The organism is Pseudomonas sp. FSL W7-0098, assembly GCF_005930585.1.
Taxonomy (GTDB): Bacteria; Pseudomonadota; Gammaproteobacteria; order Pseudomonadales; family Pseudomonadaceae; genus Aquipseudomonas; species Aquipseudomonas bubulae.
This window is the reverse complement of the sequence record NZ_RXHW01000002.1, coordinates 103,895-121,140: the sequence shown is the minus strand read 5'-3', so window position 1 is coordinate 121,140 and position 17,246 is coordinate 103,895. Positions and strand designations below refer to the sequence as shown.

The following is a 17,246-nucleotide window of genomic DNA, read 5'->3' as shown; positions in this document are numbered from 1 at the left end:
CCCTACTTAAGGTCACATAGATGGACATGCAATCCCGGATTCGCCAGCTTTTTCAGGCCAGCATCGACACCAAGCAGCAGGCGATGGAAGTGCTTGCCCCTCATATCGAGCAAGCCAGCCAGGTGATGGTTAACGCACTGCTCAATGAAGGCAAGATGCTCTCGTGCGGCAATGGCGGGTCGGCAGGCGACGCCCAGCACTTCTCATCCGAGCTGCTCAACCGCTTCGAGCGCGAGCGCCCGAGCCTGCCTGCCATCGCACTGACCACCGACACGTCGACGATCACCTCGATCGCCAACGACTACAGCTTCAACGAAATCTTCTCCAAGCAGATCCGCGCCCTGGGCCAGCCCGGCGACGTGCTGCTGGCCATTTCCACCAGCGGCAACTCGGCCAACATCATCCAGGCCATCCAGGCGGCCCACGATCGCGAAATGATCGTGGTCGCAATGACGGGCCGTGATGGCGGCGGCATGGCCTCGCTGCTGCTACCCGAGGACGTGGAGATCCGCGTTCCTTCCAGCGTCACTGCACGCATCCAAGAAGTCCACCTGCTGGCGATCCACTGCTTGTGCGATCTGATCGACAGCCAATTGTTCGGGAGTGAAGAATGACTTTAAATCGCCTAGGCCTGGTAGCCCTGACCCTGTGTCTTGGTCTGACCGCCGGTTGCAGCTCGGTACTGACCGCTACCCGCGACACCCCTATCGAGGATGATCGCGGCACCCGCACCTTCGGCAGCAAAATCGATGACTCGCTGATCGAAACCAAGGTCGCCGTGAACGTGGCCAAGGCCAATCCGGATCTGGATACCGGTTCGCACATCGTCGTCACCAGCTACAACGGTATCGTGCTGCTGGCCGGCCAGACCCCGCGTGCAGACCTCAAGGCCCAGGCCGAACAGGCGGCAGCTTCAGTCCAGCGGGTGAAAAAGGTCAACAACGAGCTGCAGGTCATGGCTCCTTCGTCAATCCTGGCGCGCAACAACGACGCCTGGCTGACCACCAAAATCAAGACCCAGATGCTGACTGACAGCGCCATCCCTGGCTCACGCATCAAAATCGTCACCGAGAACGGTATCGTCTACATGCTCGGCCTGGTCACCAAACAGGAGGCCGCCCGCGCCACCAGCCTGGTGCAAGGTGTTTCCGGGGTGCAGAAAATCGTCAAACTGTTTGAGTACATCGACTGACGGCCACGGCTGCCAGACACAAAAAAGGCGACCTTTTCAGGTCGCCTTTTTTATTACTTCACCACTTTCAGGCTTGGCCGGCCTGTAGGTCGCGGCGGCTCGGAGCCTGGCGGCGGACTATCATCACCCGGCTCAACCTCGTCATCAGCCTCGAGAGGCTCTTCCAGGTCAAACACCATGCCCTGGCCGTTCTCACGGGCGTAAACGCCCAGAATGGCTGCAATAGGCACGTACAAGGTGTGTGGCACACCACCAAAGCGCCCTTCAAAGCTTACTGCTTCGTTGTCCATGTGCAATTGACGCACGGCGGTTGGCGAAACATTGAGGACAATCTGCCCGTCACTGGCAAAACCCGCAGGCACTTGCACCTTGGGGTAGTCAGAGTTAACCAGCATGTGCGGAGTGCAGTCGTTATCAACGATCCACTCGTAGAGCGCACGCACCAGATAAGGTCGACTTGAATTCATCGAGGGCTCCTAAAGCTTTAGCGCATGTCGCGTTCGACACCAGACAGACTCGCCTGGAAAGCCTCACGCGCAAATTGGCGCTCCATATAGTCGAGCAACGGCTTGGCTGGCCGCGGCAATTCAATACCCAAAACAGGCAGACGCCAGAGTATCGGCAATAGACAGCAGTCGACCAGACTTTGCTCATCACTGAGGAAAAAAGGTTTGTCGGCAAATAATGCAGAAACACCCGTCAGGCTCTCGCGCAACTCCTTGCGGGCCTGCACGCGCGCCGGCTCCTTGGTCCGCGAATCAAGAATCAGGTCGACCAGCGCACACCAGTCGCGCTGAATACGATGAATCAGCAGGCGGCTATTGGCCCGTGCCACCGGGTACACCGGCAACAGCGGCGGATGCGGATAGCGCTCATCCAGATATTCCATCACCACAGTCGACTCCCACAACGCCAGGTCACGATCGACCAGGGTTGGCAGGCTGCCGTAGGGGTTCACTTCGATCAGCTTCGGCGGCTGACGGCCCGCCTCCACACTGATGATCTCGGCGCTGACACCTTTCTCTGCGAGCACAATGCGCACTCGGTGGGAATAGTGGTCGGCGGGGTCGGAGTAACAGGCCAACCGATTGGTCACGCCCATGGCGGTCCTCCTCGCTTGTTGAAATTATCGGGAGCGGAAAAACGAACGCGCCCAAGGAAAGCCTCTGATAACCACAGGCCAGGTGACTGGCAAGGTCATTGACCCCGCCTGTCACCCGCCCTGCACTGTTACCTTTTCAGAGACACCCTTGGGCGCGCACGATTAACAGCATTGCGTGTAACTATATCAGTGCACATCTTTCCAGTATTCGCGCTTGAGCAGATAAGCGAATACAAAAAGGAAGGCCAGGTAGATCAGCACGTAAGTACCGATGCGCTGATGCTCCAGCTTCACCGGGTTGGCCGAGTAGGCCAGGAAGGTCACAAGGTTCTTGATCTTCTCATCGAACTGCTCTTCAGTCAGGGCGCCGGTTTTTGGCAGCACTGTCAGCTGGTCGCACGCTTCATGGGTCAAAGGCGTGCCGGTGAGCGGATCATACTGCTTCTTGCCGTCTTCGACGATCTGTACTTGCTTGCAACCGATAACCTGGCGACCCTGCAACGGTGCCAGCACGTTGGGCATGCCCACGTTCGGGAACACTTTGTTGTTCACACCCCAAGGGCGCGACGGGTCTTCGTAAAAGGCACGCAGGTAGCTGTACAGCCAGTCCGTGCCACGCACACGGGCCACCAGTGTAAGGTCAGGCGGTGCAGCACCGAACCAGGCCTTGGCATCGTTAGGCTGCATGCCGATGTTCATGTGGTCGCCAATCTTGGCACCGGTGAACACCAGGTTATCGAGCATGACCTCATGGGGAATGCCCAGGTCATCAGCGACCCGCTCATAACGCTGGAACTTGGCACTGTGACAACCCATGCAGTAGTTGGCGAACGTACGCGCACCATCCTGCAGGGCCGCCTTGTCAGAAACATCGATGTCGACCTTGTCGAGCTGCACGCCTTGCTCTGCCGCAAAGGAGAACACAGGCATTACCGCGAACATCAATACAGCAAATAGCTTTTTCATCAGCCAGTCACCCTTTCCGGAACCGGTTTGGTCTTCTCAAGCCTGGTGTAGAACGGCATCAGAATGAAGTAGGCGAAGTACAGGAACGTACACACCTGCGACAGCAGCGTGCGGCCCGGGGTAGGAGCCAAGACACCCAGCACACCCAGAATCACGAAGGAGATGCAGAACACCCACAGCCATACCTTGCTCATCCAGCCTTTGTAGCGCATGGATTTGACCGGACTGCGGTCAAGCCACGGCAACACGAACAGCACGGCAATCGCGGCGCCCATGGCAATCACGCCAAGCAGCTTGTCCGGGATGGCACGCAAGATCGCGTAGAACGGCGTGAAGTACCAGACAGGGGCAATGTGTTCCGGCGTTTTAAAGGCGTTAGCCTGTTCAAAGTTCGGTTTTTCCAGGAAGTAACCACCCATTTCCGGGAAGAAGAACACAATCGAGCAGAAGATAAACAGGAATACCACTACGCCGACGATATCTTTCACGGTGTAGTACGGGTGGAAGGGAATGCCATCCAGCGGTATGCCGTTTTCGTCTTTGTGTTTCTTGATATCCACGCCGTCCGGGTTGTTGGAGCCGACTTCGTGCAGGGCAAGAATGTGCAGCACCACCAGGCCCAGGATTACGATAGGCAAGGCCACGACGTGAAGGGCAAAGAAGCGGTTCAGGGTAATACCGGAGATCAGGTAGTCACCACGAATCCACTGGGTCAGGTCGTTACCGATAACCGGGATCGCACCGAACAGCGAAATGATCACCTGGGCGCCCCAGTAGGACATTTGCCCCCAAGGCAGCAGGTAACCCATAAAGGCTTCAGCCATCAGGGCCAGATAAATCATCATGCCGAACAGCCAGACCAGCTCACGGGGCTTCTGGTAAGAGCCGTAGAGCAGGCCGCGGAACATGTGCAGGTAGACGACGATAAAGAACGCCGATGCACCGGTAGAGTGCAGCAAGCGCAGGATTGAACCGTATTCGACGTCACGCATGATGTATTCGACAGAAGCAAACGCCTCTTCTGCCGATGGCGTGTAGCTCATGGTCAGCCACACACCGGTAACGATCTGGTTGACCAGAACGAGCAGTGCGAGAGAACCAAAGAAATAGAAGAAGTTGAAGTTCTTCGGAGCGTAATACTTGCTGAGGTGGTCTTCCCACATTTTGGTGGCGGGGAAGCGGGCATCTACCCAATCCATGAACTTGCTCATTACGCGTTCCCCCCATCGAGGCCAACGACGACAATGTTGTCCGTCTCATAGTAGTACGGCGGCACTGGCAGGTTCAGCGGCGCTGGCTGGGCCTTGTACACGCGGCCGGCCAGATCATAGTGCGAACCATGACAAGGGCAGAAATAGCCGCCTACCCAGTCCTTGCCAAGATCAACCGGCGCGACCTCGGGACGGAACGTAGGCGAGCAACCCAAGTGGGTGCAAATACCGATCAACAACAGAATTTCTGGCTTGATCGACCGCAGCTCCGGATTTACATAAGCAGGCTGATCAGATTGCTTGGAATCCGGGTCAGCAAGCTGCCCTTCAATCTTCTTCAGATTTGCCAGGATTTCCTCGGTGCGACGTACGATGAATACCGGCTGGCCACGCCATTCAGCAATCATTTGCTGACCTGGCTCAACCTTTGCAATATTCACTTTCACCGGTGCGCCAGCGGCTTTCGCCTTGGCACTGGGAAACCACGACCCCACGAACGGGACCGCCGCCCCCACCGCTCCTGCAGCACCCACCACGGATGTGGCTGCTACGAGGAAGCGACGCCGGCCGACATTTACGCCGTCATTGCTCATTCAGTCCTCTCCCATCAGCTTTGTGGCCTGTTAAATCAGGCATCTACTAAATATGCATCTATTACTTATAAAAATTTTGCAGAATGGTAATGAAAAGCCCCTAGTCTTACAAGGTAATTACCGCTCTGGGGCGGCTACAGGCCTTGTAGTATAGGCGTTTGCTGGATGTGGCAAGTTGTCACACCGCTAAATCATCGCCCATAAAAAAAGCCCAGCTCCCGAAGGAGGCTGGGCTTTTTTGAACGAAGCTGCGAATTAACGCTTCGAGTACTGCGGACGCTTACGCGCTTTACGCAGACCGACTTTCTTACGTTCAACTTCACGAGCATCGCGAGTAACGAAGCCAGCTTTGCGCAGAGCGCCACGCAGGGTTTCGTCATACTGCATCAGTGCGCGAGTGATACCGTGGCGGATTGCGCCAGCTTGACCACTTACACCACCACCGATCACGGTGACGTAGATGTCGAATTTCTCGACAGTCTCAGTCAGTTCCAACGGCTGACGAACTACCATGCGGGCAGTTTCGCGACCGAAGAAATTCTCCAGAGTGCGGTTGTTGATGGAGATGTTACCGGTACCCGGACGCAGGAAAACGCGAGCGGTTGCGGTTTTACGACGGCCAGTGCCGTAGTTTTGAGTCGCCGACATAATGAACTATTCCGTTAAAACTTCAGTTCTTGGGGCTGCTGAGCAGTATGAGGGTGAGCAGCGCCCGCATAGACTTTCAGCTTACGGTACATGTCGCGACCCAGTGGGTTTTTAGGCAGCATGCCTTTAACCGCGGTCTCGATCACGCGCTCAGGAGCTTTGGCGATCAGCTTTTCGAAGTTGATCGACTTAATCCCGCCCGGGAAACCGGAGTGAGAGTAGTACATCTTGTCAGTGGTTTTAGCACCAGTAACACGGATTTGCTCAGCGTTGATAACAACGATGTAGTCACCGGTGTCAACGTGCGGAGTGTATTCCGGCTTGTGCTTGCCACGCAGACGGCTCGCGATCTCGGTGGCCAGACGACCCAGGGTCTGACCAGCAGCGTCGACGACAAACCAGTCGCGCTTTACTGTTTCTGGTTTAGCAGTAAAAGTTTTCATTCTTTATAGCCTCAGGGGCCGCCCTGTAAATTAGACGGCGGATCTTACTGAATAGTGCGTACTTTGACAAGTCAAAGGCAGCCGGATACAGACGCTATCGGGGGCTCGGGTCAGCGCGTCCGTTCAACGGCAAGATTCTTCGGCAGGCGGCGCATCACTTCCACTGCAGAAAGAGGTGGGCAATTATCCAGATTGCGCAAAAAATTACAACCTGCTTTTATGTTTGTTTACCCGAAGGAGCACCCGATGGACTACCGAAAGCTTGGCCGTACCGATCTGAAAGTAAGCGCAATCGCCCTCGGGACCATGACCTGGGGTGAACAGAACACCCAGACCGAAGCCTTTGAGCAGATCGCCTGCGCCAAAAATGCCGGCATCAACTTTATCGACACCGCCGAAATGTACCCGGTGCCACCCAAGGCCGAAACCTACGCCACCACCGAGCGTTTTATCGGTAACTGGTTCAAGGAACGCGGTGATCGTGCCGACTGGGTGCTGGCGAGCAAGATCGCCGGCCCCGGCAACGGCATCGACTACATCCGTGACGGCCACCTCAAGCACAACCGCAGCCATATCGTGCAAGCCCTGGACGCCAGCCTCAAGCGCCTGCAAACCGACTGGATCGACCTCTACCAGTTGCACTGGCCCGAGCGCAGCACCAACTTCTTCGGCCAGTTGGGTTACACCCACAACGCCGACGAAGACTTCACCCCGCTGGAAGACACTCTCGAGGCACTCGACGAGCAGGTCAGGGCCGGCAAGATCCGTCACATCGGCCTGTCCAATGAAACGCCGTGGGCCACCATGAAGTTCCTGCAACTGGCCGAAAGTCGCGGCTGGCCGCGCGCCGTATCGATCCAGAACCCCTACAGCCTGCTCAACCGCAGCTTTGAAGTGGGCCTGGCGGAAATCGCCATTCGCGAACAATGCGGCCTGCTCGCTTACTCGCCCCTGGCGTTCGGCATGCTCTCGGGCAAGTACGGCGGCGGCGCCCAACCACCAAAAGGCCGCCTGACCCTCTACAGCCGCTTCTCGCGCTATTCAAACCCGCAGGCCGTGGCTGCCAGCGAGCGTTATGTGGCACTGGCCCGCGAACATGGCCTGGACCCTGCGCAAATGGCCCTGGCCTTCGTCATCCGCCAACCGTTCGTCACCAGCAATATCATTGGTGCCACGACCATGGAGCAACTCGAAAGCAATATCGCCAGCTTCGACCTGAAACTGTCGGATGAGGTGCTGGCCGGTATCGACGCCATCCACAAGGACCAGCCAAACCCGGCACCTTGACCCACCGCCCCCTTGCGGGAGCGGGCTTGCTCGCGATGCAGGCGACGCGGTGTTTCAGAGAAACCCCATGGATGCCATCGCGAGCAAGCCCGCGGCTACAAAAGCAGCAACCTCTGGACACACAGGAAAAAACATAAGACGATCCAGCCGTAAGTTGACCAATTTCACCTATAAGAATAATCAAAATATGTCTATGTCTAATCAACTCTCCACGCCGCTGCGGCGTGTCAGCATTTTGGCCATCGATCGGGTTTTCGCGTCGACCCTGATGCATGCCAAGGATTTCTTTCACCTCGGCAGCCTGCGTCACGGCAAGCAGCTGGGACAAGGCCTGACCCCCACTTTCGAGACACGCCTGGTCAGCCCCGACGGCAAACCGGCCACCAGCTTCAGCAATGTGGTGCTCCCTGTGGACGGCGGCCTGGAGGATAGCGACATCATTATCCTGCCGGCCTTCGGTGACGATTTCGACACCCTCTGCCAGCGCTATCCGCAAGTACTGCCCTGGCTGCGCGAACAGCATGCCCGTGGCGCTGTCCTGTGCGCTGAAGCCACCGGAGTCTTCTGGCTCGCTGAAGCCGGGCTGCTCGATGGCAAAGAGGCCACCACCTACTGGCGTTTCTTCGACACCTTTGCCCGGCGCTACCCCCTGGTGCACCTCAACCAGGACAAACACCTTACCGACGCCGACAACCTCTATTGCGCCGGCGGGCCTACCTCAGCCTGCGACCTCTACATTTACATGATCGAGCGTTTTTGCGGCGCCAATATCGCCCAGGCCGTGGCCCGCGACATCCTTTACGAAGTACAGCGCAATTACACCCCGGGGCGCATCGGCTTTGGCGGCCAGAAGCTGCACCAGGACGTGATCATCCTGCAAATCCAGCATTGGCTCGAAGAGCACTTCGCCGACAAGTTCCGCTTTGAAGATGTCGCCCGCGATCACGGCATGAGCATCCGCAACTTCATGCGCCGCTTTCAGCTGGCCACCGGCGACAAACCCTTGCACTACCTGCAACGCCTGCGCATAGAAACCGCCAAGGGCCTGCTCTCGGCCACCCGCAAAAGCATCAAGACCATCAGCTATGACGTGGGCTACGACGACGCAAGCTTCTTCGCGCGCCTGTTTCGCCAACACACAGAGCTTTCACCAAACCAGTATCGTCAGCAGTTCCTGCATGCAGGCCTCAATCAGGTCGCTTAAATCTAAGCGTTGTACTACACACCAAGCGGAACAATCTGATTTCTCCGCCAGCCCAAAAAGCCTCTGATGAAATGCCCTCCAACCAGGGGCACTCACAAGAAGAGGCTTCACCGGCCACTGGCGGAGGTACGCAGCATGGCGCAAAGACTCAATCACAACTCCCTGCCCATCCTTTCCATAGGAGCCCTGGGTGGCACCGTGAGCATGCGCACAACACAGCCCGGCTCAGGCGCACAACCCGTGATCACTGGCGAAGCACTGCTTGACGGCATTTCGCAGCTGCACGAAGGGCTGGACGTTCATATCGAGACCCTGTGCCTGGTTCCCAGCGCCTCCCTGGATTTCAATCTGCTGCTTGAAGTGCTGATCTGGGCCCAGGAGCAAGTGAAGCTGGGCGCGCTGGGCATCGTCATCACCCAAGGCACCGACACCCTGGAAGAAACTGCATTCTTCCTTGACCTGTTATGGGATGCCGATGTGCCACTTGTGCTGACCGGCGCCATGCACCCCAGCGATCATCCCGGCGCAGATGGCCCCGCCAATCTGCTGGATGCCTCCAGGGTTGCGCTCGATACACAGAGCCGCAAGCGAGGCGTTCTAGTGGTAATGAACGGCCAGATTCACCAGCCGCTGCATGTGCGCAAATGCTCATCAATAACGCTGGACGCCTTCAACTCGCCGTTTTTCGGCCCTGCCGGGCTAATGCTCGAAAATCGCGTGCTTTATCTGCGCAAAGCCTGCGCACGCACTGTCCTGCCCATGCCCCGCAGCATTCATCACAAGGTCGCATTGCTGCCAGCAACACTGTCTGCCGACACGGTACTGCTGGAGCATGTGCTGGCCCTGGGGTATGACGCGCTGGTGGTCAGTGCTTTCGGGGCCGGGCATGTCAGTGTCGAATGGGTCGACCTGATCGAACAGGTCACCACGGAAATTCCGGTTCTGGTGGCGTCACGAACAGGCTCAGGCCCCACCGCCGAAGCGTCTTACGGGTTTATCGGCAGCGAGATGGACCTGATCGACCGCGGCGCGCTGATGTGCGGGTTTCTCTGCCCGTACAAGGCGCGGATCCTGATATGGCTGCTGATAGGTTGCGGGCATGCCCGCGACATTGCCAAGTACGTGCAGCGCCTGGGGTTCAAGGCCGCCGAGGCCTGAGGCGGGCATAAAAAAGGCCTGCAATGCAGGCCGTTTTTTTGACTAGGGTTTGTGCGCCCGCGTCAGATATTCATGGGACTGCATTTCCAGCAAACGGCTGAGGGTACGCTGGAACTCGAAGTTCAGGCGCCCGCCCTTGTAAAGGTCTTTCAGCTCGACTTCAGCCGAGATGATCAGCTTGACGTTGCGGTCGTAAAACTCATCGACCATGTTGATAAAGCGTCGGGCGATGTCGTCCGTTTTCACTTCCATCTGCTCTACACCGCTGAGGATTACAGCGTTGAAGATCTTGCCAAGCTCGATGTAATCATTCTGGCTGCGCGGGCCGTCGCACAACTCGCGAAACTCGAACCAGGCCACATCATCACAGGTACGCAAGGCACGGATGGTGCGGTTCTCGATGATCAGATCATCGTTTTCGATCGCCCTGTTGGAGTTGTGAGTCAGCGCCTTGAAGCTTTCTCTCAAGCTCTTCTCGGACTCTTCGTTCAACGGAAAGTGAAACAGTTCGGCCTGCTCAAGGTGACGCAAGCGATAGTCGACGCCGCTGTCGACGTTGACGATTTCGGTGTTCTGCTTGATCAGCGCAATGGCGGGCAAGAAGCGCGCACGCTGCAAGCCGTCCTTGTACAAACCGTCAGGCACAATGTTCGACGTAGCCACCAGGGTGACACCGTTTTTGAACAGTTCTTCCATCAAGGTGCCGAGAATCATGGCGTCGGTAATGTCCGACACAAAGAATTCATCAAAGCAGATCACCCGCGCCTCGTCAGAAAAACGCTTGGCGATAATGGTCAGCGGGTTCTTTTCGCCATTGAGGGTGCGCATTTCTTCATGCACGCGCTTCATGAAGCGGTGGAAGTGGGTACGCACCTTCTCCTTGAACGGCAGGGCATCGAAAAACGTATCGACCAGATATGTCTTGCCACGGCCTACACCGCCCCAGAAGTAGAGGCCCTTGACCGGCGTCTGCTCCTTTTTGCCGAACAGCTTGCCGAAAAGGCCCGGCTTGCTCTGCGAGGAAGCGACCAGGTCGTCGTACAGGCGCTGCAAATGGCGCACAGCGTTTTCCTGCGCGGCATCGTGGAAGAAGTCCGGGCGTTTCAGATCTGCTTGATATCGTTCTAGAGGCGTCATAATTCGTTAGCAAGGCAACAAAAACGGGCCGACACTGTAGCGACGACCCTTGGGAATGGCAATCAAACCTGAGACGAAACGTCGCACTTTCTCAGTCTTGAACGGGTACCAGCGCAAGGCGCAACGCTTCGATTGCCTCATCTCTGGCTGTGGCATCGGCAAATACCGGGCTGTCAGCCACGCAGGTGTCGCCCAGCCAGACACTGAAGCTCAACGCGTCACTGCGCACATCCAGAGGCTCGCCGGATTGCAGCTGCTTGGTCACCTGACCGGCGGTTTTACCGTCGGCAAAGCTGCGCGACAGCAGCAATTGTTCGCCAGCAGCGGCCAGCAGGCGGAAACGGAAGCTGCCGTCTTCGTCGCGGAAGCTGACAAAGCGCGGGCCCTTGGCGGCTTTCTTTTTGCTCGCAGCAGTGGTTTGCGCGGCACTGACAAACGAGCGCAAGCCAACGGCTTCACGCAATTCGACAAGGAAAGGCGCTGCGATCTTGCGAGCTTTTTGGGCGCCAGCCAGCAGGATGTCTTCCATATCATCAGGACGCGACATCAAGTCGTGGTAACGCTCGCGGGACTCGCCCAGCTCGGCGTCCAGCAGCTTGAACAGGCGCTCTTTCGCTTCGCCCCAGCCCAGGCCCTGCAACAGCTCGCTGCGGAACTCAACCGACTGCTCAGGCGTGGAGAATGCCTGGTACAGGGTGAACAGGTGCGAGTTGTCCGGATCCTTCGCCTCGCCCGGTGCACGGGAGTCGGTAACGATGCGCGAAATCGCGCTTTTCATGTCCTTGGCGCTGCTGAACAACGGAATGGTGTTGTCATAGCTCTTGGACATCTTGCGACCGTCCAGACCCGGCAAAGTGGCCACGCTTTCTTCGATCAGCGCTTCGGGCATGGCGAAAAACTCTTTGCCATTGCCGAACAGGTGGTTGAAGCGCTGGCCAATGTCACGGGCCATTTCAACGTGCTGGATCTGGTCACGCCCCACAGGCACCTTGTTGGCATTGAACATCAGAATGTCCGCAGCCATCAGCACCGGGTAGCTGTACAGGCCCATGGTGATGCCCGCATCCGGGTCTTCGCCGTTTTCCAGGTTCTTGTCTACCGAGGCCTTGTAGGCATGGGCCCGATTGAGCAGGCCCTTGGCCGCTACGCAGGTCAGCAGCCAGGTCAGCTCGGGGATTTCCGGAATATCGGACTGACGGTAGAAGGTCACACGCTCGACATCAAGGCCGGCCGCCAGCCAGGTTGCAGCGATTTCCTGACGCGAACGCTGGATGCGCAGCGGGTCATCGCACTTGATCAGGGCATGGTAGTCAGCCAGGAAGTAAAACGAATCGGCGTTGGGGTCGCGGCTGGCCACGATCGCAGGGCGGATGGCCCCGGCGTAGTTGCCCAGGTGCGGCGTACCGGTGGTGGTGATGCCGGTGAGGATACGAGTACGAGAGGTCATGGGTAATCGCTTATCAGGCTGCAATCAATTCGAAAGGCGTGGCGCTACCAACTCTTTGAGCTCGGGCAGCTTGCCGTGAAAAAAGTGTCCGCATTCTGCCACTTTCAGCAGCTCATGGGGGCGCGACAGGTCGTTTGACCAGTTATAGACCAGCTGCGGGTCGATCACTTCGTCGGTTTCAGGCTGGATAACGGTCAGCGGGCAGTTATGTGGCAAGGCATCTTCGTCACGCAAACGCATCACCGCAGGGGCGATCATAAACACGCGCTCAAGCTTTTCGCCCTGGGCTTCAAGGCGACCACCCAGGCTGGCGGCAACAAAACCACCAAACGAAAAACCGAACAGGGTGATCGGCAAGTCAGGGTGTCTGGCGCGCAACCACCGGGCTGCTGCAAAGGCATCGTCGACTTCGCCGGTGCCCATATCGTGGCTGCCTTCACTGGCGCCGGTGCCGCGGTAATTAAATCGCAAGGTAATCAGGCCAGCATCGCGGGCAGTGCGTTGCAAGGTCGAAACCACTTTATTCATCATGGTGCCGCCCTGTACCGGATTGGGGTGACACAGCAGCGCAAGGCCCTTTGGCTCAGCACAATCAAGGTACAAGGCTTCCAGTTGGCCGACCGGGCCAGCAATTACTACGGGGGTTTCGCGGGTAAGCAAGAGGGAACTCCGTGACCTCAGATTGGGTCGACTCGTCTAGCTGATAGATTCTGTCTGACATATTTGCGAGTGCATCGCGGTATACAGCGCAGGTCCGAGCCGTTAACGTAAAGCAAAGCCGTTTATAGAGGAAGGACTCGTGGAACACTCGCTCTTGATTTGGTTGTTGCCGACTCTCGCCCTGGTTGCCGGTGTCGCCATTGGTTTTCTGGTTGCTCGTCTGCTGCCCAATGCCGTGCCTAACCGCACGCAGCGTCAGCTGGACGACATCCAGGAACGTTTTGACAGTTACCAAAGTGAAGTGGTTACCCACTTCAACACCACCGCCAACCTGGTGAAGAAACTCACACAGAGCTATCAGGACGTGCAAGAACACCTCGCCGAGGGCGCCAACCGTTTGGCCCTGGACGAGCAGACTCGCCAACGCCTGCTGGCTGCCCTGCACCCGGATGTGCCACAACCGCATCGCGAGCGCATCACCCCGCCGCACAGCACCGAGCCGCCATTGGACTACGCACCAAAAAGCCCGAACGGTCCTGGCATGCTGGATGAGCATTACGGCCTGAAGAAGTAATTTCCCAGCCGGATGCCCAATAAAAAGCCCCGCGATCTGCAAGGATCGCGGGGCTTTTTGTTGTGTGTCTTGCGCCCCCCCGTAGCCGCTGCCGCAGGCTGCGTTCGACGACGAAGTCGTCGCAATATCAGCCAAACCCCGCACTCAGGGTTTACGACTGCTGCGCAGCCGAACGCAGCCTTCGGCAGCTGCTACGAGGTAATGATCAAGGGTACTGCTGCACCTGACCCGGCTGCTGGTATTGCATGCCCGGGATTGGCGCCAGTGTCACTTGTACGCGACGGTTCTGTGCGCGGCCATCTGCGGTGGCGTTGCTGGCAATCGGATCAGCCGGGCCCATACCTTTGACTGACAGGTACTGGCCGCTCACACCTTGAGACGTCAGGTAGGTCGCTACGCTTTGCGCACGCTGCTGGGAAAGCTGCATGTTGTAGTTGTAGTTACCGGTGCTGTCGGTGTAACCCACGATCTGGATCAGGTTCTGGTTGTTGAACTGCTTGAGCGAATTCGCCAGGTTGTTCAGCGGCTGATAGAAGCTGGGCGCAATGTTGGCCGAGTTGGTCGCGAAGGTAATGTTGCCTGGCATCACCAGGGTGATGTTGTCGCCCTGACGCTGAACTTCAACGCCCGTGTTGGCCATGCTCGCACGCAGGGCTGCTTCCTGCTTGTCGGCGTAATAGCCATAACCGGCTGCACCCAGGCCTGCCACGGCAGCACCGATCAGCGCGCCCTTGCCACGGTTGTTATGATCGATGGCAGCACCCGCCACAGCACCCGCCAGAGCCCCCAGGCCACCGTAGGTGGCAGTCTTGCTCAAGCCCGTCCCGGAAGACCCCTGGCCCTGGTTGTCATACGGGTTAGGCGTAGCGCAGCCAGCCAGCAAGGCCACCGCACTTGCAGCAACAATCAAACGACGCGAAATGAACATGGTGAAGCTCCTGATCAATCTTTCTAGGGGCAAAGGCCATTGGCATTAGACCTTTATAAATCTTGGAACACGACCAACGTTAAAAATTCCTTGGGTCGTAAACATTCGCACCCCACAAACAATAGTCGCCCGAACGCCTCCCAACAAATTCCGGCCTAGAACTTCACACCCATCGTCAGCGCCACAAAGTCGCGGTCGCTGAGGGTGTTGTAGCGCCCACCAAAAAAATTGGTGTACGACAGGCTGCCGGTGTAGGTGCTTTGATAGTCACCCTCCAGCCCCAGGGAGATGGCTTTGCGGCCCTCTTCGAAGCTGGCATCGGGCCCCGGCGAATAGCCGCTGACATCATGGGACCAGCCCAGATTGGGCTTGAGGTTCACCCCGGGAACAACGCTTCTGTATTCCCACACTGCGCGACCACGGTAGCCCCAGGAGGTGGCCGTGGTGAGGCCGTCATTACCTTCAGAGCCAAACACCGGATCACGCCCGTAACGCAGCCCTGAAGGGCTATCCAGGCCACCAACCCGGGTCACCCCCACTTCACCGGTCACGGTCAGGTGATCGGCACCCATCGCGTTGTCGAACACATGGCTGAGGGACGTCTGGAACCGGGTGACTTCCTTGCGCCGATAGCCCTGCACATCTGCGCCGGGAGTGACGCTCAGTGGCGATGCATCGGCAAGCCCGGGCAGCAACGTGACATTGGCGTACAGCAAGTCGTTGCTGTTGAGTTGCACCGGCGCATTGGGACGGTAACTCAACTCGCCCTTCCAGGCCGTGCCTGTGGATAAAGTGCTGGAGAAGCTCAGGCCGTAAAGGCGGATGTCTTCAGGGTATTCAACGTAATAGCCCGAATTGCCGGCAACAACCATCGGCGCCAGCCCTCCGGCGCCTGCTGCCGCGTTATAGGCCGACTGCGGCGCCGCGCTGGCGCTGAGGATCGGGTCGCGACTGTGGTAGTTCATGAAGTAGGCACCGAACTCGGTGCCCAGCGGCTCGAACACATAGTGCATGGCCACCCCGAACTGCCCGTTGTTGCGCGCATAACGATTGGCGCCACGGCGTACCAGCACGCCCTCCTCGTTCACCTCAACCCCGGCACCGGTCAGCGCGGCGAGGTCGGCCACATCGAGTGCCGAACGCTTGCTCATGACCCGGTAATTGCCGCTGCAGCCGTCAGCCATCACGTCTGACCGGGAGAAAAACGTCCCGCAGTTGTCCGCTTCGGACGGCTCCCAATCCAGCTGATAAAAGGCTTCAGCCGACAGGTTGTCGGTCAGGTTTTGCGAGAGATAGAACAGGTTGACCGGCACCAGGCCATCTTTGAACTCAGTGCCAGGCCGACGATAGGCGGCAGGGTCGGTGGGGTTGATCGCATTGATGCCGCCACCGATAAACGCACTTTCGCCCCAACTGACCACCTGTTTACCCAAGCGGACTGCGCCGGGCTGATCGGCAATGGCGTAGTTGTGGTAAACGAACGCATCGAGCAGTTGCGCGCCGGCCGATTGCGCACTGGCTCGGCGGCCTGAGTCACTGATGGGCTTGAAGGGGCGGCTGTCGTCCTGCAACTCGAAGTCATACCAATACTTGCCACGCACATACAGGCCGCTGTCGCCGTACTTGAGTTCCAGTGCGTGCATGCCGGTAAAGATTTTCGAAAAAGTTTCGCCGCGTTTAAAGTTAAGGCGGCCATCGTCAGAAATGGCCGATTGCCCCGTGCCGCCATTGTTGGCGCCTATCAGTTTGCTGTCGGCCCTGGCGGTGGACCAACTGGCGCCGATGGACAGCTCGGTATCGATCTGCCCCTCAACCGGGCCGACATTGAAGCTCACGCCCCAAGCGGACGTCGACGCAAGGCTGACTGCCAGCGCCAGCCTGGCGCGGCGCCAGGACCGGTGGACTGAGGACATCGATACTTCTCCGTGGGCACACTGCAATAAGCCCGCAAGGATGAAGCAAATCCAGATTTTGACAAGAACCCGACCATCTCCCCGTAGCTGCTGCCGGACGCAGCCTTCGTTCCTCGGCAGCTGCTACGGAACCAAGGTGTGTCAATGCATCTCGGTAAACGCCAGTTTCACGCCCAACGCCACCAGTACCGCCCCCATGGTGCGGTCAAACCAGTGACCCATGCGGGCAAAGCCTGTACGCACGCGCTGATGGCTGAACAGCATCGCGACCATGCAGAACCACACACCGGTTGCCACTGCCAGGTACACGCCATAACCGGCCTGGATCGACAGCGGGGTGTGCGGGTTGATCACCACGGTAAACAGCGACAGGAAAAACAGCGTCGCCTTGGGGTTCAGGCCGTTGGTCACAAAGCCCGACGTGAAAGCCCCGCGTGCCGTGCGCTCGCCCACCGGCAAGCTGGCCGCCAACGCCGCAGGATCAGCCGGTTTGGCCCGCAGTGCCTTGATGCCGATATACAGCAGATAAGCCGCTGCCAGCCATTTCAGGGCGTTGAACAGCACAATCGATTGCGACACGATGATGCCGATACCCAGCAATGAATAGCCGACATGGACAAAAATCGCCGTGCCCACACCAAACGCGGTAAACATCCCGGCACGGCGGCCGTGAGTGACGCTCTCGCGCACTACCACGGCAAAATCAGGCCCGGGGCTGGCCACCGCCAACAGGTGAATCAAGGCTACGGTCAAAAATTCTGTCCAGTACATGCACGGCTCCAT

At 58.0% G+C, this 17,246-nt stretch carries 19 protein-coding genes; 6 read left to right on the top strand and 13 right to left on the bottom strand.

The features are described 5' to 3' along the window. Positions 1–20 precede the first annotated feature (20 nt). Positions 21–614 (top strand): phosphoheptose isomerase, encoded by a 594-nt coding sequence (locus tag FHL07_RS03570; protein WP_095001545.1) that lies wholly within the window; start codon positions 21–23, stop codon positions 612–614. Then, positions 611–1,192, top strand: coding sequence for a BON domain-containing protein (locus tag FHL07_RS03565; RefSeq protein WP_095001546.1), 582 nt, complete (start codon positions 611–613; stop codon positions 1,190–1,192). The genes FHL07_RS03570 and FHL07_RS03565 overlap by 4 nt, the downstream gene beginning before the upstream one ends. 53 nt (positions 1,193–1,245) lie before the next feature. Here FHL07_RS03565 and FHL07_RS03560 read toward each other — a convergent pair whose 3' ends face one another. The 7 genes from FHL07_RS03560 to rplM form a co-directional block, all read right to left on the bottom strand. Further along, a complete protein-coding gene (locus FHL07_RS03560; RefSeq protein WP_095001547.1) occupies positions 1,246–1,659 on the bottom strand; it encodes a ClpXP protease specificity-enhancing factor in 414 nt (137 codons plus the stop codon). A gap of 17 nt (positions 1,660–1,676) precedes the next feature. Next, a complete protein-coding gene (locus tag FHL07_RS03555) occupies positions 1,677–2,294 on the bottom strand; it encodes a glutathione S-transferase N-terminal domain-containing protein (protein WP_016779514.1) in 618 nt (205 codons plus the stop codon). 186 nt (positions 2,295–2,480) lie between these two features. Continuing rightward, a complete protein-coding gene (locus tag FHL07_RS03550) occupies positions 2,481–3,260 on the bottom strand; it encodes a cytochrome c1 (protein ID WP_095020341.1) in 780 nt (259 codons plus the stop codon). Then, positions 3,260–4,471: a cytochrome b gene (locus FHL07_RS03545; protein ID WP_016779512.1), complete on the bottom strand. Its 1,212-nt coding sequence runs from the start codon at positions 4,469–4,471 to the stop codon at positions 3,260–3,262. Before FHL07_RS03545 ends, FHL07_RS03550 begins: the two co-directional genes overlap by 1 nt. Beyond that, positions 4,471–5,064, bottom strand: a complete 594-nt coding sequence (gene petA, locus FHL07_RS03540) for a ubiquinol-cytochrome c reductase iron-sulfur subunit (protein ID WP_138738117.1) — start codon at positions 5,062–5,064, stop codon at positions 4,471–4,473. Before petA ends, FHL07_RS03545 begins: the two co-directional genes overlap by 1 nt. Positions 5,065–5,319: 255 nt before the next feature. Then, on the bottom strand, positions 5,320–5,712 hold the full coding sequence (gene rpsI / locus FHL07_RS03535) for a 30S ribosomal protein S9 (protein ID WP_003216038.1): 393 nt from the start codon (positions 5,710–5,712) through the stop codon (positions 5,320–5,322). A gap of 14 nt (positions 5,713–5,726) precedes the next feature. Continuing rightward, positions 5,727–6,155, bottom strand: coding sequence for a 50S ribosomal protein L13 (rplM, locus tag FHL07_RS03530; RefSeq protein WP_007917032.1), 429 nt, complete (start codon positions 6,153–6,155; stop codon positions 5,727–5,729). Positions 6,156–6,401: 246 nt separating this feature from the next. Between rplM and FHL07_RS03525 the strand changes: the two genes are divergently transcribed. The 3 genes from FHL07_RS03525 to FHL07_RS03515 all read left to right on the top strand — a co-directional run bounded on the left by FHL07_RS03525 (position 6,402) and on the right by FHL07_RS03515 (position 9,804). Further along, positions 6,402–7,442 (top strand): NADP(H)-dependent aldo-keto reductase, encoded by a 1,041-nt coding sequence (locus FHL07_RS03525; protein WP_138738116.1) that lies wholly within the window; start codon positions 6,402–6,404, stop codon positions 7,440–7,442. A gap of 268 nt (positions 7,443–7,710) precedes the next feature. Further along, complete coding sequence (locus FHL07_RS03520) at positions 7,711–8,646, top strand: GlxA family transcriptional regulator (protein WP_178084369.1); 936 nt, start codon at positions 7,711–7,713, stop codon at positions 8,644–8,646. Positions 8,647–8,781: 135 nt separating this feature from the next. Continuing rightward, a complete protein-coding gene (locus FHL07_RS03515) occupies positions 8,782–9,804 on the top strand; it encodes an asparaginase (RefSeq protein ID WP_095001550.1) in 1,023 nt (340 codons plus the stop codon). 42 nt (positions 9,805–9,846) lie between these two features. On the opposite strand, the gene zapE is transcribed toward FHL07_RS03515, so the two are convergent. The 3 genes from zapE to FHL07_RS03500 all read right to left on the bottom strand — a co-directional run bounded on the left by zapE (position 9,847) and on the right by FHL07_RS03500 (position 13,048). Next, positions 9,847–10,941 (bottom strand): cell division protein ZapE, encoded by a 1,095-nt coding sequence (gene zapE, locus FHL07_RS03510; protein WP_095001551.1) that lies wholly within the window; start codon positions 10,939–10,941, stop codon positions 9,847–9,849. A gap of 91 nt (positions 10,942–11,032) precedes the next feature. After that, positions 11,033–12,388: a tryptophan--tRNA ligase gene (locus tag FHL07_RS03505; RefSeq protein WP_095001552.1), complete on the bottom strand. Its 1,356-nt coding sequence runs from the start codon at positions 12,386–12,388 to the stop codon at positions 11,033–11,035. Between the two features lie 24 nt (positions 12,389–12,412). Next, the gene (locus FHL07_RS03500; RefSeq protein WP_095001553.1) at positions 12,413–13,048 is read right to left on the bottom strand and encodes an alpha/beta hydrolase; all 636 of its coding nucleotides are present in this window, start codon (positions 13,046–13,048) and stop codon (positions 12,413–12,415) included. Between the two features lie 139 nt (positions 13,049–13,187). Between FHL07_RS03500 and FHL07_RS03495 the strand changes: the two genes are divergently transcribed. Then, a complete protein-coding gene (locus FHL07_RS03495; RefSeq protein ID WP_016779504.1) occupies positions 13,188–13,622 on the top strand; it encodes a YhcB family protein in 435 nt (144 codons plus the stop codon). Between the two features lie 205 nt (positions 13,623–13,827). On the opposite strand, the gene FHL07_RS03490 is transcribed toward FHL07_RS03495, so the two are convergent. From FHL07_RS03490 to FHL07_RS03480, 3 genes are all read right to left on the bottom strand, one after another. Continuing rightward, the gene (locus FHL07_RS03490) at positions 13,828–14,550 is read right to left on the bottom strand and encodes an OmpA family protein (RefSeq protein ID WP_095001554.1); all 723 of its coding nucleotides are present in this window, start codon (positions 14,548–14,550) and stop codon (positions 13,828–13,830) included. A 155-nt stretch (positions 14,551–14,705) separates the two neighbouring features. After that, positions 14,706–16,463: a DUF1302 domain-containing protein gene (locus tag FHL07_RS03485; protein WP_138738115.1), complete on the bottom strand. Its 1,758-nt coding sequence runs from the start codon at positions 16,461–16,463 to the stop codon at positions 14,706–14,708. Between the two features lie 141 nt (positions 16,464–16,604). Then, the gene (locus FHL07_RS03480) at positions 16,605–17,234 is read right to left on the bottom strand and encodes a LysE family translocator (protein ID WP_016779501.1); all 630 of its coding nucleotides are present in this window, start codon (positions 17,232–17,234) and stop codon (positions 16,605–16,607) included. Positions 17,235–17,246 lie beyond the last annotated feature (12 nt).

Coding starts and splice junctions, on each gene's coding strand:
- FHL07_RS03570 (WP_095001545.1), top strand. CDS start 21: ATGGACATGCAATCCCGGATTCGCCAGCTTTTTCAGGCCAGCATCGAC.
- FHL07_RS03565 (WP_095001546.1), top strand. CDS start 611: ATGACTTTAAATCGCCTAGGCCTGGTAGCCCTGACCCTGTGTCTTGGT.
- FHL07_RS03560 (WP_095001547.1), bottom strand. CDS start 1,659: ATGAATTCAAGTCGACCTTATCTGGTGCGTGCGCTCTACGAGTGGATC.
- FHL07_RS03555 (WP_016779514.1), bottom strand. CDS start 2,294: ATGGGCGTGACCAATCGGTTGGCCTGTTACTCCGACCCCGCCGACCAC.
- FHL07_RS03550 (WP_095020341.1), bottom strand. CDS start 3,260: ATGAAAAAGCTATTTGCTGTATTGATGTTCGCGGTAATGCCTGTGTTC.
- FHL07_RS03545 (WP_016779512.1), bottom strand. CDS start 4,471: ATGAGCAAGTTCATGGATTGGGTAGATGCCCGCTTCCCCGCCACCAAA.
- petA (WP_138738117.1), bottom strand. CDS start 5,064: ATGAGCAATGACGGCGTAAATGTCGGCCGGCGTCGCTTCCTCGTAGCA.
- rpsI (WP_003216038.1), bottom strand. CDS start 5,712: ATGTCGGCGACTCAAAACTACGGCACTGGCCGTCGTAAAACCGCAACC.
- rplM (WP_007917032.1), bottom strand. CDS start 6,155: ATGAAAACTTTTACTGCTAAACCAGAAACAGTAAAGCGCGACTGGTTT.
- FHL07_RS03525 (WP_138738116.1), top strand. CDS start 6,402: ATGGACTACCGAAAGCTTGGCCGTACCGATCTGAAAGTAAGCGCAATC.
- FHL07_RS03520 (WP_178084369.1), top strand. CDS start 7,711: ATGCATGCCAAGGATTTCTTTCACCTCGGCAGCCTGCGTCACGGCAAG.
- FHL07_RS03515 (WP_095001550.1), top strand. CDS start 8,782: ATGGCGCAAAGACTCAATCACAACTCCCTGCCCATCCTTTCCATAGGA.
- zapE (WP_095001551.1), bottom strand. CDS start 10,941: ATGACGCCTCTAGAACGATATCAAGCAGATCTGAAACGCCCGGACTTC.
- FHL07_RS03505 (WP_095001552.1), bottom strand. CDS start 12,388: ATGACCTCTCGTACTCGTATCCTCACCGGCATCACCACCACCGGTACG.
- FHL07_RS03490 (WP_095001554.1), bottom strand. CDS start 14,550: ATGTTCATTTCGCGTCGTTTGATTGTTGCTGCAAGTGCGGTGGCCTTG.
- FHL07_RS03485 (WP_138738115.1), bottom strand. CDS start 16,463: ATGTCCTCAGTCCACCGGTCCTGGCGCCGCGCCAGGCTGGCGCTGGCA.
- FHL07_RS03480 (WP_016779501.1), bottom strand. CDS start 17,234: ATGTACTGGACAGAATTTTTGACCGTAGCCTTGATTCACCTGTTGGCG.